Source organism: Bacteroidales bacterium (assembly GCA_012517825.1).
Classification (GTDB): domain Bacteria; phylum Bacteroidota; class Bacteroidia; order Bacteroidales; family JAAYUG01; genus JAAYUG01.
In genome coordinates this window covers 1-18,038 of the sequence record JAAYUG010000060.1, presented here as the reverse complement: position 1 = coordinate 18,038, position 18,038 = coordinate 1, and the positions used below count along the sequence as shown (strand labels likewise).

The following is an 18,038-nucleotide window of genomic DNA, read 5'->3' as shown; positions in this document are numbered from 1 at the left end:
GCTGTGCCTCCGGTTACATCAACCGAAATTTGTCCGTCATTCCCTCCAAAGCAGGTAACATCCTGTTTCCCGGCCAGCGTTACCGTCGGTCTTGGATACACTTCAACAGTTACCGTATCGGATGGCGGACTGATATGGCCCAGATGATCAGCAATTCTGAGGGTATAGGTACCCGATGAAGTTACGGTTATTGCCCGGGTGGTCTCCCCTGTGGACCAGATGTAGGAATAGCCTTCAGGTCCGTAAAGGCCTACACTGTCTCCTTCGCAGAATGCAGTTACTCCGGAGATGCTGATGACGGGTTTTTCAAGAAAAGGTTTTACCGTTACGGTAACAGGCTCAGCCCATTCACTGCGGCAGCCTTCGGCACTGATAATGCGCACGGTGTAGGAACCTTCTGCACTTACAGTAATTTCTCTGGACGTTTCTCCTCCCGGAGACCATTCGTACTGGTACCCGTCGGATGAGGAAAGGACAATGCTTTCCCCCTCGTCAATGGTAACGGTACCACCCGGTGTAATAACCGGTGCCGGAGGGGATGGATAAACCGTTATAGTAACCGTATTGCTGGTCCCAGTGCATCCGGTTGTATTGCTGGTGGCGATCACCTTAAACTGATCGTTGTTGGAAAATTCGGAAGGGGAGAATGAAGAAGCCGTTCCTTCGCTAATGGTTTCGTTGTTGCGCAGGAAAACAAAATAATCTCCTTCCGTGGCCTGCAGGGTTATGGATTCTCCTTCGCAAACCGGATTGGGTGTAACGGAAAGAACAGGAGCGGGAACCGGATAAAAGGCCGCAACCGGCTTGGTGCTAAGTTGTACACTGCAGTAATATTCGTTGGTTGCCAGAATGTTATATAATGTAGGTGTCTGAGGATTGTCGGACAAAACGATGTCCATCCCGGTCCCCGTAACGGGTGTTCCTACCGGCTCGTTGGTGGCGTCATTCCTCAACTGGTAGCGGATTCCGGCTTCCGAAGCGTGAACGGTAATTCCGGCAACAGAACCGGGGCATATGGTATCACCGCTGACTCCTATGGTGGCCAGAGGAACCGGATTCACAACAACAGTAAGGCTGTCGTCACCGTAATAGCCGGTTGCAGGGATGCTGTCGCGTACCGAAACTTTTCCTGCAACTGCAACAGGCCAGGAAACGTTGATGGTATTGGTGCCCTGGCCGGATAAAATACTGCCTCCGGTTACTTTCCAGCGGAATGTATGTCCTGCCGCGGGAGGTGTGGTATACTGAGCCGAGGTTCCTGCGCACAGGCTTTCCGGTCCTGTGATCTGAGGTTTTGGTACGGCATTGATTGTAATATTCAGCGAAGCATAATCGGAGCAACCTGTAACAGGATTCGTCTCGGTAAGTTCCACTTTACCGCTTCCAGCCGCTCCCCAGGAAACAGTAATCTGTTTGGTTCCCTGGCCGGCGGTTATTGCCCCTCCGGTAACAACCCAGAGATAAGTATCGCCCGCAGTGCCGGGTGTGGCGTAAACCACGCCGGTTTCATTTTCGGCAACATTTTGTTTGCCCGAGAGGGTAACCTTCGGGGTTTGTTTTACCGTAATGGTTGCTGTGGTAACAAAGTCCCTGTATCCATAACTTCCGGTTGCATCCGAAACGGAAGTGATTCGGATGGTATAGGTTCCGGGGCCGCCCAGTGAAGCGCCGTTAAACAGCAAATTATAGGGCGAGGCGGCGATGTTACTGACGGTGGTTTCCTTACCCCCGTTGATGGTGTAGGTAAAGGTCCATGGAGGGGTTCCGGTAAGGCCAATTACCACAGTGGCTTCGCTTCCGTCGTTGCAAATTTCAGTGTTGCCGCTCAGGATTCTGGCAGTAGGCAGTTTTTCAATTCCCAGTGTGAAAACATGTTCATCAAGGGCAACCGGGGCCGTGGTTTCAACGAATCCGGCCGTCGGGCCAAGGTCGGTTACCCGGTTTCCTGCACTGGTCCATGCCGGCATCCATTCGGCTACGCGCAGTTTTAACCTGTCGGCCGGGGTTGGAGGAATGAGATTGCTTTGTGCATCCCAGCGCAATCTTACATTGGCCATTCCTCCGACAGGCCCCTTGATGCGCCAGTATTCATTTCCGCTCACCGATTCCAGAGGAAGAACTACCTGCGAAGTGTCGTAGGTGGGATGGGGGTTCTGATTGTAGTACTCTGCTTCCCAGATTGATGGCGAAACCGCGTTGGTATTCAGAATGGTCAGCTCGCCATAGCGTCCGCCCTTGCCTACGGGAAAACGGAACGAAGCATTGCTGAGCATGTTTTTCCGGAGGGGGCCATGGATGTATGAGGCGGCTGAACCTCCTGATACGGCGTCAGGCGATGTGTTTATAAGGGTGAGTGAGCTTCCGGTGGTGGTCACAATTCCCCTGGTGAGGTACAAAGTATGCTGAATTTCTGCAGTGCCCGAAAGAACAATGCCGGCAGCATTATTGACAGCCGCATCGTAAAACTGGCCTGTTCCTGCGATAGTAACCGACTGTATGGCTGTGCCTTCAAACCTGACCAGCCCTGTACCGGGCAGGAAGCCAGATGTGGTCTGGTCAGTCCAGTTGCCCAGAAGGGTAATGTCCTGGTGGTAGGTGGAGTTGTCAAGTGTTCCGGATTTTATCAGAAGATTTCCCTGCACCAGGACAGGAACATCGGGCATTTCTTTAGCTCCGCTGCCCGTGAATTCTACATTCTGATAGATCTTTATTACCGGAAGGATTCCTGCTCCCTGATATTCAACGGTGCTTTGGGGCGTGTTCATGAAGGCAGAAAATTCCCCTCCCGGGAAGACGAAAGCGGCATAGGGCGTGTTGGCCATAATGATCCGGCCGGAACCGGAAACATGGCCCAGACTGTGACCATAGGTGGCTTTGAGATCCAGTACGCCGAGAATGTCAACAGAATAGGCTTTCAGATAATTGGATCCGGCGGTAATGGTATGGCCGGCAGCAATTTTAACGGGATTTCCGCTGGGTGGGGTGGTGGCGGCTGGTCCTGTATGGCTTACGGTCGACCAGGTTGCCGGGTCTTCCCAGTTGCCGCTGGCACGGCTGTAATAGGTGGGTATGTTCATGAGCAAAGCCGAATTGGCGGCAGTATATTCCCCGTCGATGAACGTTTTATTTGTGAGGGTAATGGTGTTGGCGGTGCTGTTTACCGTTCCCGGCATCCCTCCTTCGGGCACCCATTGTTCCTGATAATACCGTCCTGCAACGTAGTTGTTTTCGTTTCCGTTCACATCAGTCTGGGAATAGAAGTAGGTATGGGTAATGACAGGATTGCTGAAGCCGGTGGATGATACATTCCAGTACCATGTGAGCGCTTCGGGATTGGCGCCCTGAATGGAAGGAATGGTTCCGCTGATGGGTTTGACCGTGATACTGCCGGCCGCTCCGTTTGACGTAATCTGATAACGTACAGGGGTGTATTTGCCGGTAACTCCTACAGGGAAGGTAAAATCGGCAGAACCGGCCGGGAAGAGCTTTCTTACGCCGGCATCGCTGAGAACGCCGTTGGTATGAACCGACCGCACTGCATCAGGTGTTCCTGCAATTGCAGCAGCATTGCCGAAGGTGAGCAGATAATCGTCAATATAGAGCGATCCGGATGTAAAAGTCAGGGTGCCGTTGATGGTAAGATTGCTCCGCAGAACGATTCCCCCGGAATTGCTGATTTCAAGATTTCCGAAAGCTCCCTGTCCGTTTCCGCTGATGGTCTGGGATGCAGTGCCCTGGAGGACTATCCTGCCGGTCCCGCTGCTGGTGTGGGTGCTCTGCATCAGGATATGTCCCCTGGCATAAAGCTTCCTTCCGTTGTCGTTCAGCGTTCCCTGGAGGAGGCGCAGGGTATCCGTTACAACAGGGTCTGTAGTTCCTGAGAGCTGCAATGTGCCATTGAGAGCAACATCCAGATGGGCGAAAGCAATGGGGGCGTTCAGTTCCATGGTCTGGTCGGAACTGCCTTCGAAAACCGTATGGTTGCCTGAGGGTGTGTAGATGCCGGAATGATAGAAGTTCCCTTTCATGCTTACATCCAGCCCGTTGGCCTTCAGTTCGGAACCCGCTGTGGCAATGGTCAGGTTTCCCTGAACATTCAGGGGGTGAACAAACAGCGAAACAACAGCGGTATTGGACGGTGACCCGTTGATGGTCAGATGGTGCAACGGACATTCGGCGTCGAGCAAGTAATTCTGATTCAGGCCTGCCGGAGGGGCAAATTCGATGGTGCCGCCGCTCACTAAAGCAATTTCAGGCCGCAGGTACAGATCGCCATAGGCTGTTCCTCCGCCCCGGCGGATAATGATTTTGCCACCGCTCATAAGAAATGTACTTCCGCTGTTTTCTATCTCCAGTTTACCCCGCGTGACCTGCTGATTCAGGCCTCTTATGAGGGTTGTTCCTCCGGTTTGTTTGTAAATGAGCGATCCCAGTGTGGTTTCTGTTCCGCGCCGTATCTGCCCGTTGACGGCAAGAAGGCCTCCCTGAACCCGGATCTCCGGAAATCCTGCGTTGGCGTAAACTATATCGCCATTGACGTTTTGGGTGCTGTCGCCTACAAGCAACGCACCTGAAAGCACTTCCACGGTTCCGGCCAGAATCAGGTCGGCTGTATCCCGGTTGCCATAGCCTATACGGATGGTTCCTCCGTTTACTGAAAGACCTGCCGTACGGGGTATGGTAAAACTGTTGATTTGGGTTAATGTAACCGCTACCGGAGCAGATAAACGGAAGGTGCCGTTTCTGAGAATCAGTGCCGGATCGGCTGCTGTCATGGAAAATCCGCTTGCCTGCACATCCAGAACCGGCGTAGCGTTTTCTCCTTTGTCAACGGTCAGGGTGTAAAAGCCCGTTGAACCACTGCCTGATACAGATGCATTGCCGGAACCGGTGAATTGTACATGGGTTATTCTTCCTCCTCCGGCATTCATGGCAAAAGTACCATTATTGACGAGGTTTCCCGAGAGAATCAGTTGATTCTGTACGGGGGTTCCGCTTCCTGAAACAATAAAGGAAGCGCCGCTGCCGATCAGCAGATCTCCTGAAATGGTTATCTGTCGTGCTGTTGAATTGGGAAACACCAGCAATCCGTTTCTGATTTCGGCATTGCCGCCAACAGAAACATTGCCCTGCGACGCATTGCTGAAAACCACATGCCCTGTAAAGGCCGCTGACCGGCCCACAACGAGGTGATTAATCACTTCCAGGTTTTTGCCCGGAAACCGTATGGTGTCGCCCGCCTTTGCACTCAGCACAAGATTGTTGTAATGGTCAAGCTGGAAACCTGATGCAGACACTTCCGGCAAGGTGAAGCTGGTTCCGGTGGAGTAGTATTCAACTGTACCTCCCGAAGCTGAAAGGAAGTTTCCGAAATCACTTCCCGGGAACACGGCAACAGGCGAGGAGGAGGATATCCGCAATGTTCCGCTTCCGCCAATTTTCAGTTCGGGCAATACGTCGAAAATATGTCCTTTGGTTATGCCCATATCGAGCACACTGCCGGAATTGATCTGAAGGCTTCCGGATCTTCTGTTGTCAGTGGTAATTGAAACCGTGTCGAGGTGGGTGGTGCCGTCGCCGATGATTACCTGATTCGACGGGCCGGGAATCCCGGCAGCAGGAGGTCCGTCCCATTTCAGCAGGGTGTCGGTCGACCAGGTTTCCGGATCATCCCAGTTGCCGTTCTTCCGGCTGTAATAAACCATCACAGGGCCGAATGCGGAAGGTTCTCCTGCAGTATAGTCTCCGGAAAGCCCGGTAATGTTCCGGAACGAAATTTCATTCTGTGGATCATTTACTTCAAATACATCGGGAATGGTCTTCCAGTCGGGGGGCAAATAGAAAGCAGGGATATAGAGCGATTCATTTCCTTCGACCACAGCATCAGTATAATAAAGTTTCAGTGTAAGCGTACCGGGAATGGCTGATGCAATATTGCGCGACTGGATTTTCCAGTAATACTTCAATGCATTGCTGGTTCCCGATGCAAAAGGATGGCGGTTGTTCACCGGTTTTACGGTAATTTCAGAAGAGTCGGTTACCGGTGCTGAAATGCTCACACCAGCCGGGGTATAGCCTGCCGCCGTACCGACGGGATAGAACCAGAAACCACCTGATGAGAGCCTGCGGGTAACTCCGCCGTCCGACATGTTTCCTGCCGTCCGTATCATCTTTGATGAACTGAATAGGGTGTCGGTGGTCGTTAAGGAACTGTAGATTTTTGCCTGGGTTCCCAGGATCATTTGCTTCCGCCCTATATCCAGTACGGAGGCGGTGCCGGCCAGCCGGAGGTTGCCGTTGACGGTTCCATCGGAAACCCATTGCACCGACCCGGCATTTTTGTTCAATGTAAGGTTGCCGAATATTCCTGTTCCTCCGGCATCGATTATCTGGTTTGCACTTCCGGAAAGAAGAACACTGCCGTTAAGGCTGCTCTGGTGCAGGCCCGAGTGAAGCACATCGCCCTGAACCGTAATGGTACGGCCTCCGTCATTCAGCACACATCCTGCTTCGGTGGATAACCGGTTGCGGATGGTCAGATTGTTGGTAATAAGAACATTGGCTTTGTCCTGAAGGCTAAAATTGTACAAACCGGAGGGAATTGTGCCGGCATTTTCAAATCGGTGCCCTCTGTTGCCCGAAAAGGCGGTGGTGTTGTTCCTTGCATTGTAGGTGGAAACGGCATACAGCCTGAAATCTCCGCCGACTGTCAGGTTATGATTTGCTGTGGTCGCATCCAGGTATCCATTTTCGATGTTCAGCGAATCCAGCACGTTGAGCGGCATTTGAAGCCTGCAGGTGGCATTGGCCGTGCGGCGCCGGATCGACAGGTTCCCCAGGGGAGCTGTAGAGGCAATGTCGTGGTAATCGTTATTGCTGGTAATGATGTGGAATGACCCTCCGGTAACATGAACATTCTTGATGTCTGAAAGGATCTGGATGGCAAGATAACTGCTGGTTCCGCAGATGTCGTGAAGGTAAATGTTTCCTTTTGTCATGGAAAAGTGGTTGGCTGTGCTGGCCAGGTTGAAGGTTCCGCGCGAACCCTGGAGCATGCCAGTGCTGGTGGAACTATAATCAATGGGAACGGTCCGGAGATCAGCAAGAGAGCTAACTCCGGTGACGTTCTGGTCATAACGGCCGCGGAGTACCATAGTACCCCCGTTCATGATGAACGAGGCTATTCCTGTTCCGGTGTGAGCCGAACGGAACTGCTTGGCATCAAGGTAACCGCCGTTGACGATAAATTCACCGCTGGCCAGCGACCAGAATATGAACCCTCCTGATTTCCGGCACGACATATACCCGTCGTTGATCTGGAATTTTCCGTAAATGGAGAAGGAAGAAATGGCTCCTGAATTATCCACATTAAAGGTGTTGCCGGATTCATTGAAACCCCATGCGACGTTCACTTCGCGGTAGTTGTCGGCGGTTGCAAGCACCAGAACGTCCGGACCATCGATGATGAAAGCCGCAGTGGTGGGGACATAAAAGTCAGCATTTGGGGTATCGGTTCCGTCAATGCCTTCTGAAAGACTGGCAATGGTTGTATGCCCTGTGAGCCTCAGGGTGCCGTTTTTAATCCACAAAGCTTTTCTGAGTTCGGGGGTTCCGTTTCCTGAAGCAGTTCCTCCGTTAAGTCCGCGAAGGTCATTTCGCCCGAAAAGCCTGAAATAGGTGTGATTGGCCGCGTCGACCACCAGTTCGTACGTCTGGTCAACTCCTTTATCAACGATGAGATTATAAAAGTCCGTAGGCCCGTTGCAGACCAGCCGGGCATGGTTGCTTCCGTAAAACCTTACTGTGGCTGCACCGTATTGCGTAAGCGTGGTGAAGTTTGGTATGGTAACCTGACTGCCCATGAACCGAACAATTCCGTTATTGATCAGACTGCCGCCAATGTAAACCTTATGGTAAATGTCGTAGTATCTTGTAACCAGTGCCCCGGGCATATAGCCTGATTTCATGGTATCGTTCCCGGATGTATATGGCGGGGAACCACCGAAACCGGCCGGAAGGTTCGTGGTGTTGGTCGGTGAATTTCCTACTGTGATCCGGCCTTCGCTCTGAACAATAACATCCCCTTTTACATCAATAATGAGCCGGTTGTCGGCCGCAGGAGCCATGTTTTCATCGCAGATGCGGAAGGTGCCTTTACGAACCTCCAGCTTGCCGTTGATGGTGAGATTGGTCATCGTCCAGGCAATACTGCCGGGGTTATCAAGATTCAGTATCAGATGGTTATAGGTTTGTTGGGTTGAGGGAAGCTGAAAATTTCCTGAGGTATAATATTCAACAGTGCCTCCACCTTCGGCCACAAAGGAAGAAGGAATGCCGGCAGGGAAGGATGCGGAGGCAATGCGCAGCCTGCCGGAACCGGAAAAAAGCCCAAAATTATGGCCTGTTGTTGTACCCAGGTCAAGAACTGCACCGGCTGAAAGATGCAGGGCTGCAACAGTGCGGGATGCAGTGGTAAATATCCTTCGCCCGTTGAGAATTACTACCGTGTCGGTACTCTCCGGCAGACCTTCGTTTTCAAGCAGGGTACCCGAAGGATCCGTAGTCCATGTGGAAGGATTTCCCCAGTCGCCCGACTGATAACTGTAGTAGGTTTTTTGCGCATATACACCGGCATGGCTTAGCAAACCTGCCAGGAGGACAATCTGTAACAAACGATTCATAGTGAGAATATTGCAGATTTTTTTCCGATCTTTTGTTTTATGGAACGCACCAAAAGGCTAATTTAATGAATACTTTGATGCGAAGTACTTCAATTCCATAAACGCAGCTATTTTATAGAGCAACGGCAACCCTTTTGCAACAAAAAACAGTTATCCGGCTGCTTTCAAAGCTGATTTTGCTTATCTTGCATCGTGATTTTGCATCAACAGCTTATGAACTGCGGCAGGATTCTGAAAAAGATGGTTCTTTCTGACGTGCTTCTGATTCTGTTTGCTTTTGCGTCATTTTCACAGCAGAACGATCTTGCCGGAATAGATACAAGCTGGTTTACTTCCGACAAAAACTACAATCTGATTCTGGCCGCCGAAAAAGGTGATTCGGCTGTGGTGGCCTACCTCATTGCCGGAAAGGCGGATGTGGATGCTGAAACATGGGAAGGTGTTACCCCGCTGATATATGCCAGCCAGAACGGATATCTTTCGGTGGTTAAGATGCTGGCCGAAGCAGGGGCAAATAGTAATCACCGGGCCGATGACGGTGGAACTGCTCTTTCTGCCGCCATAAAGTTTAACCATGGTTATGTCGCCGATTACCTGCTTTTGCATGGTGCTGACCCTGATATACCCGATTATTACGGAGCAACTCCTTTGATGTACGCAGCAGCCTATAATCTTTATGAAATGGCCGATATTCTGTTGTACTACGGAGCGCATGTTTCGCTGAAAGATAACTACGGAAATGCTGCGCTTCATGTGGCAGCGCTGACAGGTTCTCTTGAAACAGCTGAACTCCTGGCTGAAATTAAGGATAGTATTGATATTGCAGATAATCAGGGATTTACTCCGCTTATGACCGCAGCCTCTGTGGGTGATTCGGCCATGTGCGCCCTTTTGCTGGAAAAAGGAGCAAGTACCACGGTTCTGAACAATAAAGGATACGATCCGTTGTCGGTTGCATTGGTAAACGGGCATTTCAACCTTGTGCCGATGTTTGTCGAACATGGAAGTGACGTCAATCAATGGATCTCCATAAGCCGCAAAACCATTGACCTGGTTCCCCGCCATTCGGATGTCTGGAAATATCTTTACAAAGCGGGGGCACGTCCGGCCTTTTTGCCTTCCTTTGGTTCTGCATCAGCTGGTGTTGGATTTATTGTCAACGCCGACGATATTATGCCGGGTGTTTTTCTTGGGTTCAAAGACCGCCGCTACGGGCTGGAATTGCAGTCGGCCCTTTATATGCGTCCGTGGTTTTTGCCGGTACTTTCGGAACCACGGGAAAATATTACCTATCAGTTCAATGAGCGTCGTTACATCTGGTCGGGCACACTTGCCGGGAATTTTAACCTAATCAGGAGACCTGATTATTCGGCAGGTATTTTTGTATCATCCGGAATGGGATATACATGGGGCCGCTATGCGGGAGTTGCCCGAAGGCCACTGAATAAGTACTTTGTAACCTGTGCAGGTGGTATATTTTATAAAAAAGGAAACTGGGAAATGAAATGCGGGTATTCCTATCTTCCTTTGCCGGTGCAAACCGTTGGCGCGGGAAGGCTGGAGATTTTAGCCCGCTATTCCTTTTCTCTTTCTTCCAATAAAAAAGGCAAAAAAATCATACCCTGGCTAAATGAATAAATTTTTGCGCTTGTTTTTGGTGTACCTGTTTCTTTTGTTGCCCGGTGTCGGCTGCGACCGTCCCCTCTTTATTAATTGCGATGAGTGTTACACCGAGGAACCTACTGATGCGGAACTTCAGGTAAAGGTTACCATTAACAGCGAAAACCCTGTGGTGCCGCTTACAATATATGAGGGCACCTTCGATACGGGCGAGGAAATTGCGCGGGATACCGCTACGACCGAATCGTTTTACATTTTTGTAAAAACGAAAAAACTTTACACAGCCGTTGCTGAATACCGGAAAAACGGAAAGATAATCAAGGTAGTAAACGGCCATAAGATCAAAACCTATCTGGATAGTGAATCCTGCGACAGTCCCTGTTATGTTGTAACAGGAACCACCCTGGATGCACGATTAAAATTCTGAACCTATGGAAAATTTTCTTGAACTGGCACGGTTACGTTATTCATGCCGGAATTTTCAGCCCCGGGCGGTTGATGAAAAGGATCTGATGAAGGTGCTGGAAGCCGGCAGGATTGCTCCCTCGGCGGCCAATCTGCAGCCCTGGTATTTTATTGTTGTCAGGGAGCAGGAACAGCTTAAGAGGGTGAAAGCCTGTTATCACAGGACGTGGATTGAATCGGCGCCCTGTGTTATTGTTATCTGCGGCGACCACGGCCGGTCGTGGAAGCGCGATGACGGGAAAGACCATTGCGATATTGATGTGGCCATTGCCGTTGACCATATGACCCTTGCCGCAGCCGATGCCGGTCTTGGAACCTGCTGGGTCTGCAAGTTCGATGCTGTGCGTTGTGCTGAAATTCTCTCCCTTCCTTCGCATATCGAGCCTGTCGTCCTTCTTCCCCTGGGATATCCGGCCGATCAGGCTGATCCGGAACGGCATGCAACAGCCCGGAAAAAACTTGCCGACATAGTGCGGTTCGAGAAATTCTGACAATGCCTGTTTTTGAAATTCCGATTATGAAGATTCTTTTTTCAGCTCTGCTTTCTGTTTTTGCCTTTCTTATGCTCTTCAGTTCGTGCCGGGGAGGCAGGAATACGGCGGGCGATTTGTTGTTTACTGACAGCCTCTTTTCAGCTTTTTCTGAAGAGTACGGATCCAATGAAGCATTTGCCCGTTTTGCCCATCCCGATGTTGTCCTGCTTCGCCAGAAACAAAAACCTCTTACCGGAAGGCAGAATTTGCTGGAATTTCTGGCCGGGAATCCTGATACCTGCTGCAATCTCATCTGGAAACCTGATCACGCGCTGGCATCCTCATCAAAAGATCTTGGATATACATGGGGCAGGTACTGGATGATTTCACGGCACTTCCCTCCTGATACGGTCCGCCAGGGGTACTACGTAACAATTTGGAGGAAAATGCCCGACGGAAGCTGGAAATTCATTTTTGATGCGGGTGTGGAAGGGCCCGAGGTTCGCAGGAAATAGACCTGCTTTAATCAGCCTCAATCTGTCGGAGGATGATCTCCTGTTCCTGCAGGCGCTTATCGAGCAACTGCATGTACTTCTGTGCTTCGGTCATACGGCTTTTTCTCCATAGATTCTCTGCCTTATCCCTTGCCGAAGCCAGATTGCCGTTAATTTCCTCGATGATGATGCGGTTATAGGCTGCATGGTAAGCAATGCCTTTGCTGGGCGCGTTTTCGAGGAAGCTCCACACGGAATCGGCTTTTGCAAATTCTCCTGAGGAAATAAACCCGGCTGCTGTCCGCATGTCTTTAGACCCTGCGCTGAAATAGTAGCGGGTAGCCGTTTCCCACAAAGGGGAAAGAGTTGAAGCAATGACATAACCTGCTTCCCTGGCCGTCTGGGTTATGATATCTTCCGGTGCGGGCAGTTCATTGAACGCTTCTTCAGTCGTTGGATACCAGTTTGTCATCTGGCGTGTGTGGATGGTGGTATCCTTTGATGCAAATATTCTCTTTTCGCGATCTTAAAAAGTCCAGCGGACATATATTTCTGTTTCGGCTATTACCGTGAAGTACGATTCGAGGGAATAAAAGGATGAAGATTGCTCCGTATAGGCTTCATTGACTGTAATGCTCTGATCGATGGTGAGTACCGAGGCACACGTGTCCGGTTCGGCCAGGGCATCAATCTGTTCCCAGGTCAGTTTTCTACCCGGCGCAGGGATTTTGTCAGGAGGCAGGGCAACAGGAACAAGGGAAGGAGAGTCCTCCAGCCTTTCGATCACTCCGTCGGTAATTACAAAAAGTGTTTCCAAACTGAGATTCCTGAAAGAAGTATCTTCTGCACCGTTTACATAAACGCGGGTTTCAGCCTTATTCCCGGGAAAAACAAGCATCTTTCCCGGCGGCGGAATAAATATGCCTGTAGCCGGGCGCAAAACTTCAATTGTAAGGGGTTGAACCGAAGTGTTTTCAAAATATACAGGAAACTGGCAGGAGGCAAGAATGCACAGAAAAAGAAAAACCGGAATTTTTTTCACACAGCAAATTTTGCTGCTAAAATAGAAAATTAGTACATCTTATTAATGAGCCGTGTCCAGTCACTGATGTTTCCCATCGTAAACCGCATGGCATTTCCGTCTTTCAGAACAACCTGCAATCCTTTTGCGGTAAAAAAACCATTGCGGAAAGGAAGTACTTCCTGAATGCAGGAAGGAAAAATGCTGAGGAGAATTTGTGCATTTTCAGTATCGGTAAAGAGGAGGCGCTGGTTGGTAAGAATCAGTTTTCCGCTCACAGCGCCCTTTCCGTTGTGGTGCTTGCCTTCAGAGGCCTTGACCACCGTCTCGTTTGGCAGAAGATTGATACGCATGGAATTTTTTTGTCTGTTTTCTGACTATATGACGTACGAAAAACGAATTCGTTACATTTTTATTCAAAGCAAAAAGAGATCAGGAACAAACAAAAGAATGCGTCAATGATTGTACAGTTTGCAGGTGGCGATGTTATTTCTTGTAAATCATCGTTTTTGGTATAGAAGAAGATGAAAACAGGCTGATGCAATCATTGTGTTTTAAGTATATTTGCTGGTAAACCCTTTGGCCTGATTGCGGAAATTTATGGATATGACGTGGTTTCTGCCCTGGTTTGGTCTCATGTTTCCACTGGCCTTCAGTGCCGGTCCGAATAATCTGATGTGTGCTTCCTGCGGGGCGGCCTATGGCTTTCGCAAAACCCTGCCACTGATTCTGGGCATCAATACAATCATTGCCCTGTACAGCATAATGGCCGGTACGGGCATAGGAGAACTGTTCATTCATAATCCCTGGTTGATGAAGTATTTCCGCATTGCCGGCTGCATCTATATTCTTTGGCTGGCTTACGGATTCTTCCGGGCCGGAATGAAGAAAGACAATACTGTGACGGTTCAGTCTCCCGGATATTTTACAGGAATAGTCATCAGTGCACTGAACCCGAAACTCATTTTTGCACTGATACTTATGTATTCCCAGTTTTTCAATCCATCCGGCAAGCTGGCCCATCAGGTTGTAGTGCTCACAATAGCTGTGGTGCTTTTATCGGCTTCAGCTCATGTGGTATGGACTATGGCAGGAAATTTTCTGTCCCTGCTACTGCGGACTGATCGAATGCAGAAAGTTCAGTATTTTTTCTATGGATCCATGCTGGTGTTAGTAGCCTTCTGGCTTATACTTTAATCATTTCTTTATGCAGATACATATTGTTGAACATGTGCCTTTTGAGGGTCCCGGGCTAATTCTCGAATGGGCAGAAGGACAAAAAACCCCGGTTGGCTATACAAAACTATGGAACGGTGAAGCATTTCCGTCGGTAAACTCCTTTGACCTGCTGGTGCTGATGGGCGGGCCTATGAGCGTAAATGATGAGCAGAAATATCCATGGCTGGCGGAGGAAAAGGTCTTCATTCGGAAAGCAATTGAACGGGAGAAAAAAGTTCTGGGGATCTGCCTTGGTGCACAATTAATTGCTTCGGCGCTGGGAAAAAAAGTTTACGGGAACAGAGAGAGGGAAATCGGCTGGTTTCCGGTGAGATTCACGGATGATATACGGAGGAAGAATCTTTTTGACCATTTTCCGGAGTCAGGAGTTGTTTTTCACTGGCACGGAGAAACATTTGATCTCCCTGACGGGGCAGTGCTGGTGGGTTCATCGGATGCCTGCAAAAATCAGGGATTTCTTTATGGCACCAATGTGGTGGCGCTTCAGTTTCATCTGGAAGAAACGGGAGAATCGCTTGACATGATCACCCGGGAATCTGTCTCTGATCTGATTCCGGGAAAATGGGTGCAGTCGCCCGAAGAAATCGCAGCGGGTATTTCCCATGTTTCCTTTACCAGAAAAATGCTTTTTCGTTTGCTTGACAAACTCACGAAGTAAAGCCGGCCTGTATTTGGAGTTATGCGGATTACTGCATTATCCACACAATGTGTATCTGCATATTTGACGGCTGAAGATTTAAATCCATTGTCCTTGCTTCAGTTTACCGGTATGTTATAAAGGTCTTTAATTAAAAAAACCGGTTAATATGATTTATCGGGGCTTCAAGGTTCGCTTTAATTGATTTTTATATATATTTGAAGACTATTGCCTTTGTCCAAACGCCTGGATCGTGAGCGAATACAGTCATGCAGAACTTCTCGAAGGAGTACGGGCACGGAATGCAGCTGTGTTAACCTTTATATACCGTAGTTACTTTCCTATGATTCAGGCATACATTGTAAAGAACGGAGGAAACGATGAGGATGCCAAGGATGTTTTCCAGGAATCCCTCATTATCATGTACCGTTATATGAAGATGAATCCCCCGCCGGTGATAAAGGATTTCCGACAGTATCTTTTCGGGGTATGCAAAAATCTGTGGTTGAAACTGCTGGAAAAGAAAAGGCCTGTCAATCCGCTTCCGGGCGAGTACAACTATGAAATTGAACCTCCGCCTGATTCGGCTGAAGTGAATGCCAGTATGAAGTATTCAATCATACAGAAACATTTTCTTACTCTTGATCCCGATTCCCAGAAAGTACTGAAGCTTTATATGGAGAATGTTTCCTACCAGGAAATAGCCAAAATAATGGGATACAAAGATGAAAATTATGCACGCCGCAAAAAATATCTGGCCCAGAAAGAGTTAATGGAAAAGGTCAAAAACGATCCCAATTATCAGGATTATTTCGATTAAATCTTCACGTTGGTCGAAAGATCAACCGCAAGTCTTTCCGGCGTTAAGTTTATCAGCAAACCGCTCATAAGCCATTATCCCGACTGCTGGAAACCTTCGGGGTTCCCGTTAATTCTCCTGTTGGAATTTTCTACAATCAGTTTTGTATAACATTTCGACATATGAATCAAGACGATATAGTATTAGTCGGGATAATTCATACTAGGAGTGAAGCAAACTAAGATGTTGCGGGCTGAATTGCAAAGCAGGCATCCGGGCAAACCCCGATGCAGCATAGCAAAAGGACTAATGTAAACTGCAAATACCGGTTTATCCTGACTGCTATCGGAATTACTAATTCCCGCTTAAGAAGCGTTCTTCAATCGGTATTTTTTTCTATGATAAACCCCGATGGAAACCAAAAGAGAAATTAATAGCAGAGCCAGCAGAATCGGGAATGTTATTTTCATAAACGGATAGGCTATGGGTTGATCATCGCCGATGAACACAAAACCTCCCCAGAAATATGGATGGGCCATCAGCGGGTCAGCCTCGGCCAGATACTTGATTTTGGACATTCGGAGTGCATCCGATTTCGGTTTTCCCTTCCAGAGAAATTTATAAAAATATCCCATCAGCCCGACGCTGGTTTTATCTTCAACTTCCCATAATGACATGATAATGCCGGGACAACCTGCATAAATGAAAGCTCTGGCCAGGCTCATAACACCTTCCCCCCGGAGCATTTTTCCTTTCCCGGTGTTGCACGAACTGAGCACGGCAAGCTGGCATTTCAGTCGCAGGTTATAAATCTCATAGGTGTTCAGCAACCCGTCTTCCGTGCTGTCAGCTCCCCTTGTAAATGCCAGCTTGGAAAACATGGGGTCGGCATCATCAATAATGGTATGCATGGAAAGATGGAGGAGATCAAATTGGCCGGCAAGGCGTTTAAAGTTTTCTTCCGAAGCCTCCCTGTCAACAAGCAGCTTTCCGTGAAAGATCTTCTGGGCTTCAATGGCTTCCTCTCTGGCCCCGGGTATGGGATACAGGTTGTCAATGTATTGCCGGGTACGCTCAGAAGTTGGAATGTTCCTGGCCGTAAGAGCATATTGCGGGGCGATGGCAAGAAGGGTGTTCCGGGCTTTTAACCTGAAATGACCTTTTGTCTGGGAAAGAAGAGTGGCCGAATAGGTGTAACTTACCGTATATTTCCTGACCATATAAGGCAACTTGCGGTAGTTGATTTCTGAAGGACAGGAGTCAGTTAACAGTGCTTCAAAGGGCAGGTAGGCAAGCTGTTCATTTGGCACGATAATGATTTTCCGATCGTTGATCCAGGGGATGTATGGCTCAATCAGTTTACCGAAAAGAAACCTTCCCGATCGGATGTATCGTTTAAAACGATATTCCTCATCGCCTGTAAAGTCACCAAAAGAAACCTCCTGAAGAAAATCATGCAATGATCTGCTGAAGATGGAATCAGCCTGAATGCGTGTAAAAATAACGGTATCGTAGCTTACCATGAGGGTGTAAAGCACGGAATCGGAAAGGGAATACTGCAACATGGCATGGGAATGCTTCAGACTGCGCCGGCAGGCATCCAGCCCCAGCACTGTGTTGTCAAATTTCAGGGTATAATAGTTAGGATATTGCTGTTCAAAGGTTCTGACCAGGGAATCATAGCGCTGGTTCAGACGGAAGAGGATTTGTTCCCAGGTAGAGATCTTCCTCTGGTCGGGTTTGCGCGATCGTTTTTCTTCATAAATGTTTTCCTGATAAAAACTGATTTCCCGTTTGAGACGTCGTTCCAGCTGACTGAGTTCCAGAGGTATCCCTCCGAATTCCGAGGCCTCAATGTTCCTTATGGAGCTGAGAAGAGTAGAAGCCTTGCTTCGTTCCATGGTTTCAAACGCCAGTTGCAGGTAGGTGTAATCGCCTGTCAGCTTCCACAATGTAAAGGTATTGTCAATGATGTGTTCGTAGATTTCGGCTTCCCTGGAAACAAGAGACACCTTGCTTTGTTCCGAGCTGTAACCCTGCCGGATTTTATCCATGATGGTTTCAGCCAGCAGAAATGTATTCAGACTGGAAACAAGATCCTGCTTCCTGTGGAAAGAATAATAAATCGTCTTTAATATCAGCCCCTTGTGTTTCAACGTCTCAATCAGATTCAGCCCCGGCCGGATGTTCTCAGGTCCCGGATTCCGGTCAGGGTCTTCGGCATCAAAACCATCACTGTATGAAATAATCGCCTTCTGATAGAACTTTAAGGCTTCCGGATAGTCTCGCATTGCTTCGTAGGCCAATCCCAGATCATGGTAACACTGTGCTGTTGTTGAGTTCTTTTCTCCGTAATTGATCCTGGCAATTCGCAGAGCTTCCTGAAACTGTTCAACGGCTTTTGAAATATTCTGCCAGCAATGTAAAAATGATTCACCATGCCGGAGACGGATAGCGGCGACCATATAGTGTTCCTGGTTGGTATTGGAAATTTGAATCTGAAGCGCCTTGCTGAAATATCTCTCTGCCTCATTGCATTTGTTGTTTTTGCCGGAATTGATTCCAAGGTTCATGTAGATGATAGGGAGTTCTGAAGGTGCTTCTGATTG

General features: G+C 48.9%; 12 protein-coding genes. 7 read left to right on the top strand and 5 right to left on the bottom strand.

Annotated features, from left to right (window positions below; genetic code table 11):
* Window positions 1-8,681 (bottom strand): hypothetical protein (locus GX419_04020; GenBank protein NLI23858.1); only part of this gene is annotated, 8,681 nt, incomplete at its 3' end.
* 213 nt (window positions 8,682-8,894) lie between these two features.
* On the opposite strand from GX419_04020, the gene GX419_04015 reads away from it, so the two are divergent.
* Genes GX419_04015 through GX419_04000 form a run of 4 tightly spaced genes read left to right on the top strand, consistent with a single transcriptional unit; the run spans window position 8,895 to window position 11,754 of the window.
* Window positions 8,895-10,319, top strand: coding sequence for a hypothetical protein (locus GX419_04015; GenBank protein NLI23857.1), 1,425 nt, complete (start codon window positions 8,895-8,897; stop codon window positions 10,317-10,319).
* Window positions 10,312-10,728: a hypothetical protein gene (locus GX419_04010; protein ID NLI23856.1), complete on the top strand. Its 417-nt coding sequence runs from the start codon at window positions 10,312-10,314 to the stop codon at window positions 10,726-10,728. The genes GX419_04015 and GX419_04010 overlap by 8 nt, the downstream gene beginning before the upstream one ends.
* Before the next feature lie 4 nt (window positions 10,729-10,732).
* Window positions 10,733-11,257, top strand: a complete 525-nt coding sequence (locus GX419_04005; protein ID NLI23855.1) for a nitroreductase — start codon at window positions 10,733-10,735, stop codon at window positions 11,255-11,257.
* Window positions 11,258-11,283: 26 nt separating this feature from the next.
* Window positions 11,284-11,754 (top strand): hypothetical protein, encoded by a 471-nt coding sequence (locus GX419_04000; GenBank protein NLI23854.1) that lies wholly within the window; start codon window positions 11,284-11,286, stop codon window positions 11,752-11,754.
* A 7-nt stretch (window positions 11,755-11,761) separates the two neighbouring features.
* Here the strand turns inward: GX419_04000 and GX419_03995 are convergent, their stop codons facing one another.
* The 3 genes from GX419_03995 to GX419_03985 are packed head-to-tail and all read right to left on the bottom strand — an operon-like array spanning window position 11,762 to window position 13,107.
* Complete coding sequence (locus GX419_03995; GenBank protein ID NLI23853.1) at window positions 11,762-12,205, bottom strand: hypothetical protein; 444 nt, start codon at window positions 12,203-12,205, stop codon at window positions 11,762-11,764.
* Window positions 12,206-12,259: 54 nt separating this feature from the next.
* Window positions 12,260-12,775: a hypothetical protein gene (locus GX419_03990; protein NLI23852.1), complete on the bottom strand. Its 516-nt coding sequence runs from the start codon at window positions 12,773-12,775 to the stop codon at window positions 12,260-12,262.
* 29 nt (window positions 12,776-12,804) lie between these two features.
* Window positions 12,805-13,107: a hypothetical protein gene (locus GX419_03985; protein NLI23851.1), complete on the bottom strand. Its 303-nt coding sequence runs from the start codon at window positions 13,105-13,107 to the stop codon at window positions 12,805-12,807.
* A 253-nt stretch (window positions 13,108-13,360) separates the two neighbouring features.
* On the opposite strand from GX419_03985, the gene GX419_03980 reads away from it, so the two are divergent.
* From GX419_03980 to GX419_03970, 3 genes are all read left to right on the top strand, one after another.
* A complete protein-coding gene (locus GX419_03980) occupies window positions 13,361-13,951 on the top strand; it encodes a LysE family translocator (GenBank protein ID NLI23850.1) in 591 nt (196 codons plus the stop codon).
* A 10-nt stretch (window positions 13,952-13,961) separates the two neighbouring features.
* Window positions 13,962-14,651, top strand: coding sequence for a type 1 glutamine amidotransferase (locus GX419_03975; GenBank protein NLI23849.1), 690 nt, complete (start codon window positions 13,962-13,964; stop codon window positions 14,649-14,651).
* Window positions 14,652-14,883: 232 nt separating this feature from the next.
* Entirely contained in the window at window positions 14,884-15,450 is a 567-nt protein-coding gene (locus tag GX419_03970) for a sigma-70 family RNA polymerase sigma factor (protein ID NLI23848.1), read from the top strand.
* Between the two features lie 344 nt (window positions 15,451-15,794).
* On the opposite strand, the gene GX419_03965 is transcribed toward GX419_03970, so the two are convergent.
* Window positions 15,795-18,038 (bottom strand): CHAT domain-containing protein (locus GX419_03965; protein NLI23847.1); only part of this gene is annotated, 2,244 nt, incomplete at its 5' end.